This window comes from Oceanospirillum sp. (assembly GCF_982874595.1).
The window spans coordinates 126999-143706 of sequence record NZ_CEYNZH010000005.1; the positions used below are offsets into that span (position 1 = coordinate 126999).

General features: G+C 49.2%; 17 protein-coding genes and 2 tRNA genes. 11 read left to right on the plus strand and 8 right to left on the minus strand.

What is annotated here, in order from left to right:
- Positions 1 to 4 precede the first annotated feature (4 nt).
- From AC4GL5_RS04090 to AC4GL5_RS04100, 3 genes are all read right to left on the minus strand, one after another.
- On the minus strand, positions 5 to 295 hold the full coding sequence (locus tag AC4GL5_RS04090) for a high-potential iron-sulfur protein (protein ID WP_490381518.1): 291 nt from the start codon (positions 293 to 295) through the stop codon (positions 5 to 7).
- Positions 296 to 361: 66 nt separating this feature from the next.
- Complete coding sequence (locus tag AC4GL5_RS04095) at positions 362 to 673, minus strand: c-type cytochrome (protein ID WP_490381519.1); 312 nt, start codon at positions 671 to 673, stop codon at positions 362 to 364.
- Positions 674 to 919: 246 nt separating this feature from the next.
- Positions 920 to 1780 carry a hypothetical protein gene (locus tag AC4GL5_RS04100; protein ID WP_490381520.1) on the minus strand — a complete coding sequence of 287 codons (861 nt, stop codon included), beginning with the start codon at positions 1778 to 1780 and terminating at the stop codon, positions 920 to 922.
- A gap of 220 nt (positions 1781 to 2000) precedes the next feature.
- Between AC4GL5_RS04100 and AC4GL5_RS04105 the strand changes: the two genes are divergently transcribed.
- Positions 2001 to 3428 carry an MBL fold metallo-hydrolase RNA specificity domain-containing protein gene (locus tag AC4GL5_RS04105; RefSeq protein ID WP_490381521.1) on the plus strand — a complete coding sequence of 476 codons (1428 nt, stop codon included), beginning with the start codon at positions 2001 to 2003 and terminating at the stop codon, positions 3426 to 3428.
- A gap of 123 nt (positions 3429 to 3551) precedes the next feature.
- A complete protein-coding gene (locus AC4GL5_RS04110; RefSeq protein ID WP_490381522.1) occupies positions 3552 to 4388 on the plus strand; it encodes a DNA/RNA non-specific endonuclease in 837 nt (278 codons plus the stop codon).
- A 229-nt stretch (positions 4389 to 4617) separates the two neighbouring features.
- Here AC4GL5_RS04110 and AC4GL5_RS04115 read toward each other — a convergent pair.
- Positions 4618 to 4704, minus strand: a tRNA-Leu gene (locus tag AC4GL5_RS04115).
- An 81-nt stretch (positions 4705 to 4785) separates the two neighbouring features.
- A tRNA-Leu gene (locus AC4GL5_RS04120) sits at positions 4786 to 4872 on the minus strand.
- Between the two features lie 177 nt (positions 4873 to 5049).
- Between AC4GL5_RS04120 and rnr the strand changes: the two genes are divergently transcribed.
- The 7 genes from rnr (at position 5050) to dnaB (ending at position 12363) form a co-directional block, all read left to right on the plus strand.
- Positions 5050 to 7551: a ribonuclease R gene (rnr, locus tag AC4GL5_RS04125; RefSeq protein ID WP_490381523.1), complete on the plus strand. Its 2502-nt coding sequence runs from the start codon at positions 5050 to 5052 to the stop codon at positions 7549 to 7551.
- A 166-nt stretch (positions 7552 to 7717) separates the two neighbouring features.
- Positions 7718 to 8539 carry a 23S rRNA (guanosine(2251)-2'-O)-methyltransferase RlmB gene (gene rlmB / locus AC4GL5_RS04130; protein ID WP_490381524.1) on the plus strand — a complete coding sequence of 274 codons (822 nt, stop codon included), beginning with the start codon at positions 7718 to 7720 and terminating at the stop codon, positions 8537 to 8539.
- A 168-nt stretch (positions 8540 to 8707) separates the two neighbouring features.
- Positions 8708 to 9127, plus strand: a complete 420-nt coding sequence (gene rpsF, locus AC4GL5_RS04135; protein WP_490381525.1) for a 30S ribosomal protein S6 — start codon at positions 8708 to 8710, stop codon at positions 9125 to 9127.
- 30 nt (positions 9128 to 9157) lie between these two features.
- Entirely contained in the window at positions 9158 to 9385 is a 228-nt protein-coding gene (rpsR, locus tag AC4GL5_RS04140) for a 30S ribosomal protein S18 (protein ID WP_028299482.1), read from the plus strand.
- 26 nt (positions 9386 to 9411) lie between these two features.
- Complete coding sequence (locus AC4GL5_RS04145) at positions 9412 to 10278, plus strand: hypothetical protein (protein WP_490381526.1); 867 nt, start codon at positions 9412 to 9414, stop codon at positions 10276 to 10278.
- Positions 10279 to 10298: 20 nt separating this feature from the next.
- A complete protein-coding gene (gene rplI / locus AC4GL5_RS04150) occupies positions 10299 to 10748 on the plus strand; it encodes a 50S ribosomal protein L9 (protein WP_490381527.1) in 450 nt (149 codons plus the stop codon).
- A 211-nt stretch (positions 10749 to 10959) separates the two neighbouring features.
- On the plus strand, positions 10960 to 12363 hold the full coding sequence (gene dnaB, locus AC4GL5_RS04155; RefSeq protein ID WP_490381528.1) for a replicative DNA helicase: 1404 nt from the start codon (positions 10960 to 10962) through the stop codon (positions 12361 to 12363).
- 56 nt (positions 12364 to 12419) lie between these two features.
- Here dnaB and AC4GL5_RS04160 read toward each other — a convergent pair whose 3' ends face one another.
- Positions 12420 to 12905 carry a hypothetical protein gene (locus AC4GL5_RS04160; RefSeq protein WP_490381529.1) on the minus strand — a complete coding sequence of 162 codons (486 nt, stop codon included), beginning with the start codon at positions 12903 to 12905 and terminating at the stop codon, positions 12420 to 12422.
- A gap of 114 nt (positions 12906 to 13019) precedes the next feature.
- Complete coding sequence (locus tag AC4GL5_RS04165) at positions 13020 to 13352, minus strand: DUF3392 domain-containing protein (protein ID WP_490381530.1); 333 nt, start codon at positions 13350 to 13352, stop codon at positions 13020 to 13022.
- A 201-nt stretch (positions 13353 to 13553) separates the two neighbouring features.
- Between AC4GL5_RS04165 and AC4GL5_RS04170 the strand changes: the two genes are divergently transcribed.
- Positions 13554 to 13850, plus strand: a complete 297-nt coding sequence (locus tag AC4GL5_RS04170; protein ID WP_490381531.1) for a hypothetical protein — start codon at positions 13554 to 13556, stop codon at positions 13848 to 13850.
- 66 nt (positions 13851 to 13916) lie between these two features.
- Here AC4GL5_RS04170 and AC4GL5_RS04175 read toward each other — a convergent pair whose 3' ends face one another.
- Entirely contained in the window at positions 13917 to 14807 is an 891-nt protein-coding gene (locus tag AC4GL5_RS04175) for a prephenate dehydratase (RefSeq protein ID WP_490381532.1), read from the minus strand.
- A 208-nt stretch (positions 14808 to 15015) separates the two neighbouring features.
- On the opposite strand from AC4GL5_RS04175, the gene AC4GL5_RS04180 reads away from it, so the two are divergent.
- Complete coding sequence (locus AC4GL5_RS04180; RefSeq protein ID WP_490381533.1) at positions 15016 to 16638, plus strand: methyl-accepting chemotaxis protein; 1623 nt, start codon at positions 15016 to 15018, stop codon at positions 16636 to 16638.
- Positions 16639 to 16708: the final 70 nt, after the last annotated feature.

Sequence of the window (16708 nt, forward strand, 5' to 3'; positions counted from 1 at the left end):
GGCGTCAGACCTTCTTAACCCAGGCCTGGCACCAGCCTTCCGGAGCAACGCTATTGGATGAGAAGAGTACGCAACCGTTGTCTAGGAAATTAAAAAGCTGACAGTTGGCACACACCTGACCTTTCTGATATTTGGGGTGTTTCACCCGACTGATATCACCTTTGTAATGCAATACCTTAGCTTCTCTGGAGTGCTCCGACAAAATAGGAAAAGCAGCCTGAACCCTATGACTCAAGAGAGGAAGAGCGGGCAAGGTGCAGGCCATTATCAGAAATTTGCGACGACTAATATGCATCTTTCAATCTCCTAAACGACAAAGGGCCCGGCATTAACCGGACCCTTTTTTATCAGCAGCTTCAGCTTACAGAGAACTGAAGTATGCCGCCAGATCAGCAATATCCTGATCGCTCAGGTTAGCAGCCTGAGGAGCCATCAGCGCTGCAGTAGCACCGCCGCGCTGACCCGCTTTGTAGGCTTTCAGAGCGTTTTCCAGATACTGAGCTTTCTGGCCTGCCAGATTAGGGTACATAGGCACCATGCTCACACCGTTTGCTCCGTGACAAGCAGCACAAACTGCAGCTTTGGTTTTTCCTGCAGCAGCATCGCCAGCAGCCAAAGCAGAACCGGAAGCCGTCATTGCAACGATACCCGCAACAGCTAATAGTTTTTTCATAAGATTCACCTTAGATCTTTTTATCATCAAGCTTTTTTTAAAATTATCACGGAACGTTTCAGACGTTGATACGGATAAAAACGCTCTGTGGTTTAAACCGTGCACGTGATCAAAGCAGATGGCATTAAGTCACGCATTGGCGTAAATCATATTTGTCCTAAGAATACTCTCTTTCAGGGATAAAAAAAGGCGGTCATAAGTCGCATGCCGCCTTTAAATAAAATCTGATGTGTGCATTTTCGCTATTTAAGGGGTTTGGGACGGATTAAATAAGCGAGGTTTCTGCATGGCTCGGCGCGAGATCCAGTTACCGGCACGTTCTTCACCGGTTGCTCCGAGATGATAGCTCTGCAAGCCATCGGGTTGAATGTAGTACCGAATTGTTCCGGTTTTATCCAGATGATATTGCTCAATAAAGAAAACCGGCTCTACATTAATTGTTTCATACAGTTCAAAGCGGTAGCGATTCAGGATTTCCCCCTCGCTGGTCACCATCAATTCGCCTGTAGTGCTGTCCTTGTACTCTTTTTTCAACTGAATAATTGCCTTGGTGCCTTGCTCTGTCTGCTGGTCAAACAGATAGCGGATGCCAAGTGCAGCAGAGGGCTGATCAACAAACAGGGTTTGAAAGTTACGTGTCAGAAAAGGAGCCGCTTCCATGCGTGCAGAGATATGGTTTACATCACTCATATCCGGAGAGACGCTATAACGAAAACCTCCGAAGAAGAGCTCGTAATGGTCTTTGCTGGCTTCATAGTTAATCAGTACTTCTTTCAGCTCTGTACCGGGCAATGTGCGCAGGATAAAACTATCCGGATGAGCAGAAACCAGACTGCCATCTTCCGTTTCAGAAAACAGCGGACGGTAAACCAGCTCCTGTGGACCAGAGACGTATGCGCGAACCAGAAGTGACTGCCCCTCACCAATTGGGTTGAATACGCGCTCAATCGTCGCCCGGTTCGGGTTTAACTGTTCGCTTAAGAGAAGCCGGAAATGTTGAAGTGCATCATCTGAATCTTCCGAATTACCGGCAGCAAAACTCGTCTGTTGTGTGAGCGACAGAGTGATAAAAAGAGTGATGCTAAAGACGTATTTAATAAAAGACATTATAGGTCGCAGGCTGATACAGTTTGATGACTAATTATGTTGACTCTACCCCTTATATACACGGTAATCTACCGATAATTGGTGCTTTTTGATGATAAATGCTTACTAAGTGTCAATTATGTTTAGTTATGTCAAAACTTAGGTTTTGTGGTATTTCTAGCTCAGGTTTGATCGGGTTTTTCAGAGTGGTTTCTGAGGATCTGAGCGTAAGGAGTGTGAGATGCATATTGAGTTTCATGGCGCTGCGCAGGAGGTCACTGGATCCTGTCATTTAATCCAGGTTGGTCATTACCGGATCCTTCTTGATTGCGGATTAATTCAGGGTGGCAAGTACGGAGAGCAGCGTAATGCAGAGCCCTTTCTATTTGACCCTAAGCGCATCGATGCTGTCGTTTTAAGTCACTCTCATCTTGACCATTGCGGTCGAATCCCTTTGCTGGTGAAACGAGGTTTTAAGGGCCCTGTTTATACTCAGAAAGTTTGCCGTGAGATGTGTGGCATCATGTTTCGCGATGCAGCGAATATCTACGATCATGATACCCGAACGATCAATCGTAAGCGGGCACGTAAACATCTTCCTCCTGTTGAGCCTTTGTATACCGCAGATGATGCTGAAAAGGCGCTGCAGCATTTTCATCCCAAAGATTACGATGTAGAAGATGAGATCTTGCCGGGAATACGAATCCGTTTTAAAGATGCCGGGCATATCATCGGGTCTTCAATTGTTGAGCTTTGGCTGGAGGAGGGTAAGCACCAACGAAAGGTTGTGTTTACCGGTGATCTGGGGCATAGCGAGGCGCCAATTTTGAGAGATCCGACTCCTGTTTATAATGCTGATGTTGTTCTTATGGAAAGCACTTATGGAGGGCGCTGTCATCGTCCATGGCAGGAGAGTATGGATGAGATGGGGGCGATTCTGAATGAAGCGGCACAATCGAAAGGTAATATTTTGATTCCGTCATTCGCCGTTGGCCGTACTCAGGAATTGCTCTATTTATTCAGTGAATATTTTGATGAATGGAATCTTGGGCGCTGGCAGATATTTCTTGATAGCCCCATGGCGATTGAAGCCACAGAGGTATATCTGAATCACTGCGAGCTCTATAACAAGGAAGCCAAACAACGTGTTCTTAATAATCAGGCTCTGAATAGTCTTTCTAATCTACGTCTTACCAAAACCCCTGAAGAGTCCATGGCCCTGAATCGGATCGCTTCAGGCGCTATTATTATCGCGGGTAGTGGGATGTGTGAGGGTGGACGAATTCGCCATCATTTCAAGTATCAGCTCTGGAAGCGGAATACCAAAGTTCTCATGGTTGGCTTTCAGGCAAAAGGTACGCTGGGACGACAACTGGTCGAAGGTGCGGAGACCGTTAAACTTTGGGGAGAAACGGTTAATGTTGGTGCGACAGTGCATACCATCGGTGGCTTCTCAGCCCATGCTGACCAAGAGGAACTTATTGAGTGGTTGCAGCATTTTAAGAAACAACCGAAGGTTATTTTGGTTCACGGTGAACCGGGGGCTCAGGAGGCACTGCAGCAGGAAGTTGAGCAGAGATTAGGCTATCGCCCGGATATTGCAAAACCTGAGCTGAAGCTGGATCTGATTCAGATGCGTTATGATGTCTCTGAAGCCAACCATTATTAACACGCTTTTTGCTGGCACTAATGTCCGGGCATGACCGGAAAAGCTCAAGCCTTTAAACTAAGCCGAGTCCGTTGTTAGCGGGTTTGGCTTTTTTCGTATTCACTCACTAGAAAAGGAATAAGTGTGCGTTCAGCTCCTGTGATTCTGGCTTTTATCCTCGCTATATTAGGTAGTACTGCCTGGTATGTTCTTGAGCAAAACAGTCGAAATAGTTTTATTTATGGCGGCATGCCGGAGCGGATGGAGTCCGGCTGGCAGCACTGGTATCGGGTGTTGAGAAATGAAGGCTATATGGTGGGCTACTCAGATCTGAGAATGAACCCCTTGTGGTCGACCTATTGGTTGCAGAAATTAACGCTAGAGCAAAAGCAGAAAGGCTACAAGCGTCCAGGCCAGTTCAGTAAGGATTGGAGAACTATATGGCGGGTTGGTCACCGTGATTACACCCGAACCGGTTATGACCGCGGGCATCTGGCACCCAACTACGCAATTTCCCGTTTGTACGGAAAAGAAGCTCAGGTTGAGACGTTCCTGATGACCAATATTGTGCCGCAAAGGCCTAATCTGAACCGAAAGGTCTGGCAAAGGCTGGAAGAAGCTGCTGTTGATCATTTCACGCAACAGTTTACCCGGATCGCTGTGGTCACCGGCCCTGTCTTTGATCAGGACATTGAGCGCCTAGACAGTTGGGTAGAAGTACCGGACGCTTTTTACAAAATCTTTGTGGGTTTTGATGCTCAGGGACAACCGAAAAGTATGCTGGCTTTTCTGATGCCGCAAAATGTTCGGGGCAGTGAGCCATTAACAAAGTTTGTCGTCAGTGTTGACCAGATAGAAGAAGCCACCGGTTTCGATTTCTTTAATCAGCTGCCGGATAATCTGGAAGTTAAGCTGGAAGCGATGCGGGATGGTTCGCCTTGGCGTCTGAATGATGTCGCCCGCAAGCCTTCGCGTTATTAGCGGTGCCACGTTATCAGCAACAGCGTTAAGCACAGGGCCTGATGGGGATGCTGCCGGATGGCCTTGTTCGGGTGGTTTTGATAAAGGGCTTATCGTGATGTTGGCTGCAGGGATTGTAGTCGACGGGCTGATGAAGCATCGAAGAAGATAGATACAAACCCCAGAAACGAAAAAATCCCTTAACGGGATTATTTTCATCAGGCTTGTATTGTTTTGCTTGCGTTGGGAATGGTGCCCAGAAGAGGACTTGAACCTCCACGGCCATACGGCCACTAGCACCTGAAGCTAGCGTGTCTACCAATTCCACCACCTGGGCGCAACGCACAGGCAAAACATAAAGTTGTTTAGAACAACCTAGTTGTCACATCAACCGCTTAATCTGCCTAAGATTAAGAGTTGGTGCCCAGAAGAGGACTTGAACCTCCACGGCCATACGGCCACTAGCACCTGAAGCTAGCGTGTCTACCAATTCCACCACCTGGGCTGGACAACTGGAGGCATATTATAAGGAGCTTTTTGGTGTGTGCAATACTTTTTTTAGAAAAATCAGTATAAAAGGCAAATTTCTTCGCCAAGCCGCATAATCAGTGGTACTTTGGTGGGGTAATTAAATACAGATGATAAATAAAGAAGATATAGATTGATAAAAAAGGCAAAAAATATGACAGGCTGGTCAGTGAATCAGGATCCCCAGGCCGATCGTGAAGCTCAGAAATATGATAATCCGGTGCCAAGCCGCGAATTTATCATGGAGTGGTTGGAAAATTATGGGCGACCTCTGACTCATATGCAGCTTTGCGAGCGTATGGGACTGGCGAGTGATGAGGATGTTGAGGCGCTGCGCCGCCGTCTTAAAGCGATGGAACGTGATGGTCAGCTGCTGAGTAACCGAAAAGGTGCTTACGGACTGATCTCAAAAATGCAGTTAGTTAAAGGACGTATTGAAGCCCACGCGGATGGCTTTGGTTTTGTGGTGCCGGATGATGGCGGTGACGATTTATTCCTGTCTAACTACCAGATGAAAACGGTTTACCACGGCGACCTTGTGCTGGCACGGGTTGTAGGCGTTGATCGCCGCGGCCGTAAAGAAGGGGCTGTGGTTGAAGTACTGCAGCACAACACCCATGAGATCGTTGGGCGGTACGTTGTTGAACGCAATGGTATCGGTTATGTCCGCCCGGACAATCCTAAATTACACCATGATGTTCTGATTCCAACGGGCCACAGTGCAGGCGCGGAAGATGGTCAGGTGGTTTGTGCTGAAGTCACTCAGCAGCCCGCCCGTCGTGCCCATGTGCAGGGGCTGATCAAAGAAGTACTGGGCGATGAAATGGCCCCGGGAATGGAAATTGATATCGCCATTCGCAAACATAATCTGCCAAATGAATTTCCTGAAGAGGTACTGGATCAGATTCGGGATATGTCTGATCAGGTGCAGGATGCGGACAAGCTGGATCGTGTTGATTTGCGCCATCTGCCCTTCGTCACGATTGATGGTGAAGATGCCAAAGACTTCGATGATGCGGTTTATTGCGAGAAGAAACGCAGCGGCAACTGGAAACTGTTTGTCGCTATCGCAGATGTCTCTCATTACGTTGGTGTTAATACACCGCTGGATCATGAGGCGCATCGGCGCGGTAACTCGGTTTATTTTCCGGGTCAGGTTGTACCTATGCTGCCGGAGCTGCTGTCTAACGGTCTTTGCTCTCTGAATCCTCACGTGGATCGTCTGGTGATGGTCTGCGAGATGAGTATCAGTGCAAAGGGTGAGATCAGTCGCTATCGTTTCTGCGAAGGTATTATTAAGTCGCAGGCTCGTCTGACCTATACCCAGGTGGGCGCGCTGCTGGAAGATCCTGAGTTACCGGATGCTGCTATTTTTAAAGAAAAATACAGCGATCTGGTTCACCCGGTTGAAACCCTGTACGGGCTTTATAAGCAGTTGCGTGCTGCCCGTGATGTGCGTGGTGCGATTGATTTTGAAACGGTTGAAACCCGTATCGTCTTTGATGAGAACCGCAAGATTGAGCGCATCGTGCCGGTTGTGCGTAACGAAGCGCATAAGCTGATTGAAGAGTGCATGCTTTGTGCAAACGTGGCGTCTGCGCGTTTGCTGGAAAAATACAAGGTGCCGGGGCTGTTCCGTGTCCATAAAGGCCCGAAAGAACAGCGTCTTGAAAAACTTAAGTCTTTCCTTGGTGAGCTGGGTTTTGAGCTTGGCGGTGGCATGAAGCCAACCCCTGAAGATTATCAGGAGGTGCTGCAGGCCATTGGCGATCGTCCGGATGCCGGTAACATCCAGACTATGCTGCTGCAGTCGTTATCTCAGGCGGTGTATACGCCGGAAAACGAAGGTCACTTTGGTCTGAACTATAAAGCGTATACTCACTTTACCTCGCCGATTCGTCGTTATCCTGATTTGCTGCTGCACCGTGCTATTCGTGCGCTGATTCGCAGCAATCTGACCGGTAGTCATCTGCAGCGTTGTGAAACCACGCCGACAGAACTCCGTGAAAAGTGGCTGCCTTACAACGAAGCTCAGATGATTGAGCTGGGTGAGCACTGCTCCATGACGGAACGTCGTGCCGATGATGCGACCTACGATGTGCTGGCGTGGCTTAAGTGTGAATATACGGCAGGTCATGTGGGTGAAAGCTTTACCGGTAAAGTAACGGGTGTGACAGGCTTTGGTCTGTTTGTCCGTCTGGATGAGATCTATGTTGAAGGGCTGGTGCATATTACCGGTCTGCCATCGGACTACTATCAGTTTGATCCGTTAACACAGCGTTTACGCGGCGAGCGTAGCGGACGTGTTTACGGCATGGATGATGAGCTGACGGTGATCGTGGCGCGTGTTGATCTGGATGAGCGCAAGATAGACTTTGAGCTGGATACCAGTCAGCCCGACAACTCTGTAGGGCGTAAACGTAAACCGCGTAAGCGCAATCTGACGGATGCTGAGACCCGCCTTGCGAAAGTGGTTGCTTCAAATGATTCAGGTGCTAAGCCGAATCAAAAAAGCGATCAGGGCGATGCTTCCGGTAAGCCAAAGCACAAAGGCGGTAGAAAGAAAAAGCTGAAGCCGGCCGAAAAAGGGCGTGCGGGACTGAATGATGCTCCCAAGAGAAAGCGACCTAAGAAAAAGAAAGTCAAAAAAGATTAAGAATCAGGCGGTAGCAAAGGGAGGATAACGCTTCCTGCTAAGCCATCTTAAGATCAACCCGGCAGGGCTCTTTAATCAGAGCCCTGTTTCTGTATCAGACCGTGTATAACCGGTGCAAATAGATAGCGCAGCGTCAGGCTGCCAGAAACTGTAATCAGGTACGTCAGTGAAACAGCACAGAAATGAACGCCCTCAGAATGGCGGTGGTAAAAAGCCACAAGGCAGAAGAAAAGCACCCAAAAAGCCGTCCGTTGAAGCCGTTTTCGGTATCCATGCGGTCACCAGCTTGCTGGAGCGTCAGCCTGAGCAGGTGATCAGCCTGCATCTGATGAAAAGTCGCGACGATGAGAAGCTGAATAAAATCGTTCAGCTGGCATCCCAGATCGGCCTTCGGCAGGAGTTCATGGAGCGTGATGTGCTGGATGAGATGACCGGTGGTCTGGTTCATCAGGGTGTCGTTGCGGTATGTAAGCCGCTGAAAACCTACAGTGAACAGTGGTTGTTTGAGCAGCTGGCGGAGAAAACATCGCCCTTGCTGCTGGTGCTTGATGGTGTCACCGATCCGCATAATCTGGGGGCGGTTCTGCGTACCGCCGATGCGGCAGGTGCTGACGCGGTTATCGTACCGAAAGATAAGTCAGCCACGCTGAATGCCACTGTACGTAAAGTTGCCTGTGGTGCGGCAGAAGTGATGCCGGTCGTCAGTGTGACCAATCTGTCCCGTTGCCTTGATGAGCTGAAGCAGCAGGGTGTCTGGGTAATGGGCACAGCGGGTGAGGCAGATCAGGGACTGTATGAAACCGATCTGACCGGCCCGGTGGCACTGGTGATGGGGGCTGAAGGCAAGGGTATGCGCCGTCTGACCCGTGAACACTGCGATCTGCTGGTAAATCTGCCGATGGCCGGTGACGTCAGCAGTCTGAATGTTTCTGTTGCCACTGGCGTGTGTCTCTATGAGGCCGTTCGCCAGCGACAGCTGAAAGCCTGATATTCTCCTGAATCTCTACTTTTTAGAGGTGTTTCGGGCGAATTATCTTGCGTCAAGAGAGCGGGGTCTGTAAGATCTCGCGGTTGTTTTTAAACAACGTTTCTTTCCACTCCTTGCTTTTCTGGGGAACAAACCCTTTGAGAAGCTGTAAAACCGTAAGGAGCTATAATGCGTCATTACGAAGTTGTGTTCATGGTTCACCCGGACCAGAGCGAACAGGTTCCAGCAATGATCGAGCGTTACACCAGCCTGGTACAGGACAATGGTGGTGCTGTTCATCGCATGGAAGATTGGGGTCGTCGTCACCTGGCATACCCAATTAACAAGATTCACAAAGCTCACTATGTTCTGATGAACGTAGAAACAACTAGCGAAGTTGTTGACGAGCTGACTGAGATCTTCCGTTACAACGATGCGATCATCCGTAACCTGGTTGTTCGTACTAAAAATGCTGTAACTGAAGCGTCTCCGGTAAAAGCAGAAGCCTCTCGTGAAGATCGTCGTGACGATCGTAAACCAGAGCGTGCTCCGGAAGCCCAGGCTGAATCTAAAGAAGAAGCGGCTCCAGCTGCTGACTCTGCAGAGTAATTTTTAACAGACTTATTGGGAGTATATTCCATGGCACGTTTTTTCCGTCGTCGTAAGTTCTGCCGTTTCACCGCTGAAGGTGTAGATCAGATCGATTATAAAGACATCGAAACTCTGAAAAGCTACATCACTGAAACTGGCAAGATCGTTCCAAGCCGTATCACAGGTACTAAAGCACGTTATCAGCGTCAGCTGGCTACCGCTATCAAGCGCGCCCGCTACCTGGCTCTGCTGCCGTACACTGACGGTCACCAGTAAGATTTAAAACGATATAAGGCAGGTGCATGCGTTTTATCGCAGAATATGCACTAAAATCGCGGACTAACGCGATTATCGCAACAGCGTTAAGTGCAGCCGTTCCATTCTTATTCTGGATTGCTGCCGCTGTTGTCAGTGTGGTTACCCTTAGAAAGGGTGGCAAAGATGGCAGTCAGGTGATGCTTTGGGGCTCACTGCCTGCACTCTTTTGGTTTGCTCAGGGTGATCTTACCCCTGCGTTCGTGATTATTGGTGCCTTTATTATGGCGCTGGTGCTGAGACAAAGTGTCAGCTGGTCACGAACCCTGTTGGTAAGCGCCGGTATTGGAGCTGTAACCGCGAGTACCGTCCAGTGGCTTCCACCGGAATTGATGATCGAACTTGCTCAGGCAAGCCGTGAAATGATTCTGAGTGAGGCTGAGCTGGCAGAACGCTCCGGTGTAGAGCTTGATCAGTTTCTGGTCGGACTCTTCTCTGGTGTGATTTCGGCGGTACACGCGTTAATGATGACGGGCAGTCTTATGCTGGCCCGTTTCTGGCAAGCTGGCCTGTATAATCCGGGTGGTTTCCAGAAAGAGTTTCATCAGCTTCGGCTTCCGGTCTGGGCAGGTTTGGTTTTGGGTACGCTGGTTGTCTTTGGTGTGGGTATTACCCCCGAAGCGATCAAGTGGATTCCATCACTGACGCTACCACTGGTTTTCGCCTGTATCGCTTTAGTACACGCTGTTGTAGCGATCAAACAACTGAGTTCGTACTGGCTGACAGCCTTCTATTTTGTGCTGTTTTTCGCCGGACACTCACTGTACGTATTGATGATTTTTGTGGCGCTGCTCGATAGCAGTCTGAATTTCCGTCAAAAGCTGACGAAGTCTTCAGACAGCGACGCGCCATAAAAGAGAAAGAGGTTAACGAGATGGAAGTTATTCTGCTCGAAAAAGTAGGCAAACTGGGTGGCTTAGGCGACAAAGTAACCGTTAAGCCTGGTTATGGCCGCAACTTCCTGTTGCCATACGGTAAAGCTGTAGTAGCAACAGAAGCAAACATTGCTGAATTCGAAACCCGCCGTGCTGAGCTTGAAGCTCAGGCTGCAGAGATCAAAGCAGAAGCAGAAGCTCGTGCAGCTGCTCTGGGTGAGATCGAACTGTCTATCGGTGCTAAAGCTGGTGACGAAGGCAAGCTGTTCGGTTCTATCGGTACTCGTGACCTGGCAGAAGCTATCAGCGCTGCTGGCATCGACGTAGCGAAAAGCGAAGTTCGCCTGCCAGAAGGCCCGATTCGCACCGTTGGTGAATTCGACGTTGCAATCCAGCTGCACAGCGATGTTATGACTTCAGTTCGCGTTATCGTGACTGCTGAAGACTAAGATCTGCTGATCAGTTATAAAAGGCACTTTGGGGCTTCCCCTGGTGCCTTTTTTTATCTCTGACATTTACTGATCCGATAAGAATAAGCTCTTGCAACGCTGAGAGTCTGTCCCTATCTGATTAACCGTCTTTATGGGTGGCTGTTTTTCTATAAACTGGCCATTCACGTTTTTTTCCGCACCCGCTTTTGCCCAGGAGAGTCTCAGGTTTATGGCTGAACGAACCGATATCGATAAGCAAACAGAAGCCCTGAAAATTCCTCCTTATTCTCTGGAGGCTGAACGCTCGGTGCTGGGTGGCCTGCTTCTTGATAATGAAGCCTGGGATGCCGTGGCTGAGCGAATCAGTGCTCATGACTTTTACCGTCGTGATCATAAAATGATCTTCAATGCGATGATGGAGCTGGCAGAACGAGCCCAGCCCTTTGACGTGATTACCATTTCAGAGCTGCTGGAAGATCGTAAGGAGCTGGACCAGGTTGGTGGCCTGGCGTATCTGGCAGAAGTTGCCCGTAATACACCATCTGCCAGCAATATCGCAGCATACGCTACCATCGTGCAGGAGCGCTCAACCCTGCGTCAGATGATTCAGGCTGCTAATAAGATTGCTGAGAGTGCTTATGACACCGAAGGCCGCACCTCAGATGAGCTGTTAAACGAAGCAGAACAGCTTGTTTTCTCTATTGCCGAGAATCGCCCTAAAGTAGGCGGGCCGGAAGGCGTAGTCTCGATTCTGCAAAAAACCGTCGACAGAATTGATGAATTATATCGATTGGATTCTTCCATGACGGGTATTGCCACAGGTTTTACGGATCTGGATGGTATGACGTCAGGCCTGCAGCCCTCGGACCTGATTATTGTGGCGGGTCGCCCTTCGATGGGTAAAACCACCTTTGCGATGAATATCGTTGAGAATGTCACTCTTTCCCAGGAAAAACCGGTTGTCGTGTTCAGTATGGAGATGCCGAGTGACTCTCTGATGCTGCGTATGCTCTCTTCACTGGGACGAATAGACCAGACGAAGGTACGTACCGGTAAGCTGGATGATGATGATTGGCCGCGTCTGATGTCTGCTGTGAATCTGTTAGAGCAGAAGAAGCTCTTTATTGATGATACTGCCGGCCTGAGCCCCAGTGAGATGCGCTCCCGGGTTCGTCGTCTGCATCGTGAAAATGGCGATATCGGTCTGGTGATGATCGATTACCTTCAGTTGATGCGAGTGCCGGGCCTGTCTGATAACCGTACCGGTGAGATCTCGGAGATCTCCAGATCTCTGAAAGCACTGGCAAAAGAGTTTAACTGCCCTGTGATCGCACTTTCGCAGCTTAACCGTAGTCTGGAGCAGCGCCCTAATAAGCGACCTGTGATGTCGGATTTGCGTGAATCCGGTGCGATTGAGCAGGACGCCGACGTTATCGCCTTTATCTATCGTGATGAGGTCTATAACAAGGATGATGAGGCGAACAAAGGCATCGCAGAAGTGATTATCGGTAAACAGCGTAACGGTCCAATTGGTAGCGTTAAGCTGGCATTCCGTGGTCAGTTTACCCGCTTTGAAGATTTGGCACCTGAGCACTATGCCCAGTACGTTGAAGCGATGGGTGGCGAGGAGTAGGCCTCAGGCATACCCGCTATTCCCTTCAATACCGTCCGTTGCCTGTGGTGCTGTCTTCAGCACAGCAGGCATTGCGAACGACGACGGTTATAATGGGCCGTCAGTACCTGCAGTGCCTCCACCGCGTCAAATACTCCCAGTAATTCAGAGCGATAGTCTGCGGTATAGAAGAGCATCAGATGGTCTGATTCACTCTCACTGTCCGGCTTGACCAGATAGCCGCTAAAAGCAGTACCAAAGATCCCCTCAAAAGGCGGAAGCGTCACCGGAGAATCCTGCTTTCTGAGTTGCTCAGCATCAGCCTCGCTCAGCGCTAACGCCGGTGTGGTCAGTGGCTTTTCAATAAACCGTGTAGCCCGCTCTTCCAGACTCTCTTCATTGGCAAAATAGCCCAGCATAAGACTCTGATCCGCTTGCTCAGAAAGCCAGAAAAGAGCCAACTGGTGCGATGCGTCGGAGAAAGCGGCAAGCTTGCCGGATTCGCCCTGAGGGCCTGCGACTGAAAACCCCTTTCGGAAAACTAAGTTGAACGGCTCTGACATGTTTAGCTCCTGCTTAAGTATAAGGAGGAGCTTATCTTGCGGTGCGGGTTCTGTCAGGCTACTTTTTAAAGGTTGCTGTCATTTCGGTTGGCAGCTTGCCTGTGGCTGAGGACATTAAATCTGGCGACGCCTTTCAGCAAGTAGTCCCACCATCAGGAAGAGAAGCATCACCACGGGTGCGAGATAAAGTGACGGAATCCGGTTGATCATATCTTCCAGAACCGGAGTCGCGTATACCGTCAGCGCACCGTAGCCGAAGGCGCAGAGTACAACAAATCCAATCAGGCGCACGATATATGGGTAAGGTCGCAGCTGATTTTTGACAGCCCGGTTGATGTCATCACCATAGACAACCAATAAGGTCGCGATCAGAGCTAATGCGATATTGTCGCTGTGAGGGCGAATCCAATCGGCAAGAGCAAAAAGAACTTCTCGAAACAGTTCCATCGGGTTGGGTTCCTTACTTGGATAAAATCGCTAGTTTACGGATTACGTTCTGCTCCACCAGTTAAAAAGGTAATGTGTTTTAGTTGTTTGTAATCGGATGATGCCTGTTTTGTCGCTTTGTAACTTGTGTCTGGCAAAATAAGCCCTATAATCCTTCGCCTTTCGTTCAGATCAATGCGTTAGTATATATGAGGAGTATTCATGGCAGGCTTCCGTCCCGGAGCACGCAGACAACGTGCACCTAAATTGCAGGGTAAGGGCACACTCGAATCAGTGGTTACGGAAGGACCATTCCAGGAATGGCTGGGAATGCCGGAGCTCTATCGTCATGCGTTGATTGTTGATGGCGTAACCTATTCGTATCAGACAGAAGATCCGGAGCTGTCAGTAAGCGTCGGCGATATCGTGGTTTTCCGTTATAAGGAAAACAAGCAGGGTAACTGGATCGACCGTAACTCTCTGGGAGTCTGGATTGATCCGGCAACTTACAATCAGTAAGTTGCCCTCTGGTTGAGCTGTTTGGGCCTTCTGGTCCATTAGCTCGCCCTTTTTATTTCTCTCCTATCAGGAAATGACACCGCGGGCCTGGCGCCATGGGCTCGGCGCGTAAGTCCCCAGAATGCGAATATCCTGCGCAAAAAATGCCAGCTCTTCTAAAGCGTTAATCATTCCTTGGTCTGACTGATGTGCTTCGACATCCATATAGAAGGATGTCGCCTGAAAGCTGCCTGTATCCATATAGCTTTCCAGTTTGACCATGTTAATACCGTTGGTGGCAAACCCTCCCATCGCCTTATAAAGGGCAGCAGGCAGGTTTCGCACACGAAACATCAGTGAGGTCAGGTATTTCTGGCCTGGCCGGTATTCAGGAACTTCTGCTTCGCGGGAAAGGATGATAAAGCGCGTGGTGTTGCCATCATGATCCTGAAAGTTTTCCCGCACAATCTCCATATCATAAAGTTCGGCAGCCAATGATGAGGCAATCGCAGCTCTGGTTGTATCCTGTAGCTGCATGATTTCATGGGCAGCACCTGCCGTATCGGACTTAACATCCGTTTCCAGTCCAAGTTTCATAATATTGTTATCACACTGTGCTAAAGCTTGTGGGTGAGAACAGACGGTTTTTATCTGCTCCAAACTGCTGCCCTTAAGGGCGATAAGACAGTGGTTGATGCTTTCAAAGTGCTCGCCAATTATCGAAAGCTGGGTTTTTGGGAGTTGTCGATAGATCTCTTCAACACGGCCAGCTGTCGAGTTCTCAATTGGGATCATTGCCAGGGCAGCCTCCCCTTTTTCTACGGTTTGCATCGCTTCGGTAAAGGTTGCGCAAGGTACTGGGGAGAGCTGAGGTCGGGCGTTGCGGCAGGCCAGGTGAGAATAGGCGCCCAGGTGTCCCTGAAACGCGATAACCTCTGCCGGAGTTGTTGAGAATGTTTTGATTTCAGACACTGACATTTTCCTGTGAAAGCCGTAGGTTAGATTATGTACAAATAGAGCCAGTCATGGCATTTTGAGTGATTGCCATTGCCCAACAAAAAAAATTAAAAAACGTTTTAATGATGTCCGGAATACTCATTTTCTTTACAAGAATGCGCTAAATCCGAGGCAATCATTAAAAACTAACTAGAATTAAAAAAATAGCGCTGATCAGGCGGAGAACATAATGAGTCAAACGTCCCCGGGAACCTCTATCCAAACCAAGATCACTGTTGCCTTGCTTCTGGTCTTTGTTGTGATACTTGCTGTCTCCATGGTTTTTAGTGTTCGCAATGAGCGGGCCATGGTTGAAGAGGTTATTTTACAGCACACTCAGGACACCGCAGACTCCTACTTTGATGCGGTTAATATCATGATGATTACCGGTACGCTGGACAATAGGGACATTCTGCGTAAAAAAGTAATGAGTCAGCCGGATGTGGTTGATGCCCGAATTATTCGGGGTCAGGATATCAATAAGTTTTTTGGTCCGGGACGACCAGAAGAAAAAGCATCTGACGATCTGGATCGCAGGGCTCTGGCGGGTGAAAGAATTACGCATATCAGTGAGGGGGAAAAAGGCCGGGTTCTGACGGTGCTGAATCCTGTAAGGGCCAGCAAGGACTATCGGGGGACCAACTGCCTGATGTGCCATATCGTGGAAGAGGGTACCGTATTGGGGGCTGTTCGAGTGAGCTACTCACTGGCTACCTTAGATAATCATATCAGCGCTAATTTGTGGCGTCTGGGAGCAACTCAGGTTGTGCTCTTTTTTGCGGGCTTTCTGGTGATTCTGTATCTGCTGCGACGTCTGATTGTGGCACCGATTAATCGAGTGCGTAGTCTTATGCAGCAGGTCGAGCAGAAGTCTGATCTCGCTATCGAAGTCTGTAATGTACAAAGTAATGATGAGATTGGGGCGCTGGCCACAGCATTTAATAACATGCTGAATCGTTTCCGGAATAGCATGCAGCAGGTTGCTGGGACAACGCATCAGCTGAAAGAGTCTGCTGAACGGATTTCAAAAGTATCCGAAAGTACAGTTGCTGCGGTTCGCAGCCAGCAAGCCGGGACTGAAACGGTGGTGTCGGCAATGCAGCAGGTTGAAAGTAATGCCCACGAAGTTAAATCCTATGCTGAAAGTGCTTCAGATGCTTCTGCCAGTGCCGATGAGCAGGCAAAACTTGGTACAGCACTGACAGGAACGGCAATCGCAGCAATTAGCCGGCTTACCGGAGAGATTGAGCAGGCCGCCTCGGTGATCAGCAAGGTGGGTAACTATAGTAATGAAGTGGGTACTGTTCTTGACGTAATCACGTCAATCGCGGAACAGACCAATCTTTTGGCGCTTAATGCTGCTATTGAAGCCGCCCGTGCCGGTGAGGCTGGGCGCGGTTTTGCTGTTGTTGCTGATGAAGTTCGTTCACTGGCAACCCGAACTCATGAGTCAACTCAGGAAGTTCATCAGACGATTGAGCAGTTACAGCATGAAGTGGCAGAGGCGATTGAAGTGATGCAAAGTGCTCAGGAAAGTACCCATAATAGCGTCAGCGAAGTTGAAAAGGTTGCTAACTCGCTCCAGGAAATCGCAGAGGCGGTAGCAGGTATCAATAATCTGAATAGCCAGATGACCCTTTCGGCACAACAGCAGGAAAGTGCATCAGCTGAAGTGAATCGGAGTGTGCAGGAAATTGGTGCAATTGCAGAGCAAACATCTTCCGAAGCCAATGAAGGTGTTGCAGTCAGCGATAGTCTGCTCAAGTTGGCGGTTGATCTGGAGAAAATGGTGAACCAGTTTAAACTTCGCTAGTTGCTTCGGACTGATAGTGTCTAGTCCTGATATAAGTTGACACTTTTTTACAGCGCCCGATGAACCTCAT

Coding starts and splice junctions, on each gene's coding strand:
- AC4GL5_RS04170 (WP_490381531.1), top strand. CDS start 13,554: ATGGCAGGCTTCCGTCCCGGAGCACGCAGACAACGTGCACCTAAATTG.
- AC4GL5_RS04160 (WP_490381529.1), bottom strand. CDS start 12,905: ATGTCAGAGCCGTTCAACTTAGTTTTCCGAAAGGGGTTTTCAGTCGCA.
- AC4GL5_RS04180 (WP_490381533.1), top strand. CDS start 15,016: ATGAGTCAAACGTCCCCGGGAACCTCTATCCAAACCAAGATCACTGTT.
- AC4GL5_RS04145 (WP_490381526.1), top strand. CDS start 9,412: ATGCGTTTTATCGCAGAATATGCACTAAAATCGCGGACTAACGCGATT.
- AC4GL5_RS04105 (WP_490381521.1), top strand. CDS start 2,001: ATGCATATTGAGTTTCATGGCGCTGCGCAGGAGGTCACTGGATCCTGT.
- rplI (WP_490381527.1), top strand. CDS start 10,299: ATGGAAGTTATTCTGCTCGAAAAAGTAGGCAAACTGGGTGGCTTAGGC.
- rnr (WP_490381523.1), top strand. CDS start 5,050: ATGACAGGCTGGTCAGTGAATCAGGATCCCCAGGCCGATCGTGAAGCT.
- AC4GL5_RS04175 (WP_490381532.1), bottom strand. CDS start 14,807: ATGTCAGTGTCTGAAATCAAAACATTCTCAACAACTCCGGCAGAGGTT.
- rpsF (WP_490381525.1), top strand. CDS start 8,708: ATGCGTCATTACGAAGTTGTGTTCATGGTTCACCCGGACCAGAGCGAA.
- AC4GL5_RS04100 (WP_490381520.1), bottom strand. CDS start 1,780: ATGTCTTTTATTAAATACGTCTTTAGCATCACTCTTTTTATCACTCTG.
- AC4GL5_RS04090 (WP_490381518.1), bottom strand. CDS start 295: ATGCATATTAGTCGTCGCAAATTTCTGATAATGGCCTGCACCTTGCCC.
- dnaB (WP_490381528.1), top strand. CDS start 10,960: ATGGCTGAACGAACCGATATCGATAAGCAAACAGAAGCCCTGAAAATT.
- rpsR (WP_028299482.1), top strand. CDS start 9,158: ATGGCACGTTTTTTCCGTCGTCGTAAGTTCTGCCGTTTCACCGCTGAA.
- AC4GL5_RS04095 (WP_490381519.1), bottom strand. CDS start 673: ATGAAAAAACTATTAGCTGTTGCGGGTATCGTTGCAATGACGGCTTCC.
- AC4GL5_RS04165 (WP_490381530.1), bottom strand. CDS start 13,352: ATGGAACTGTTTCGAGAAGTTCTTTTTGCTCTTGCCGATTGGATTCGC.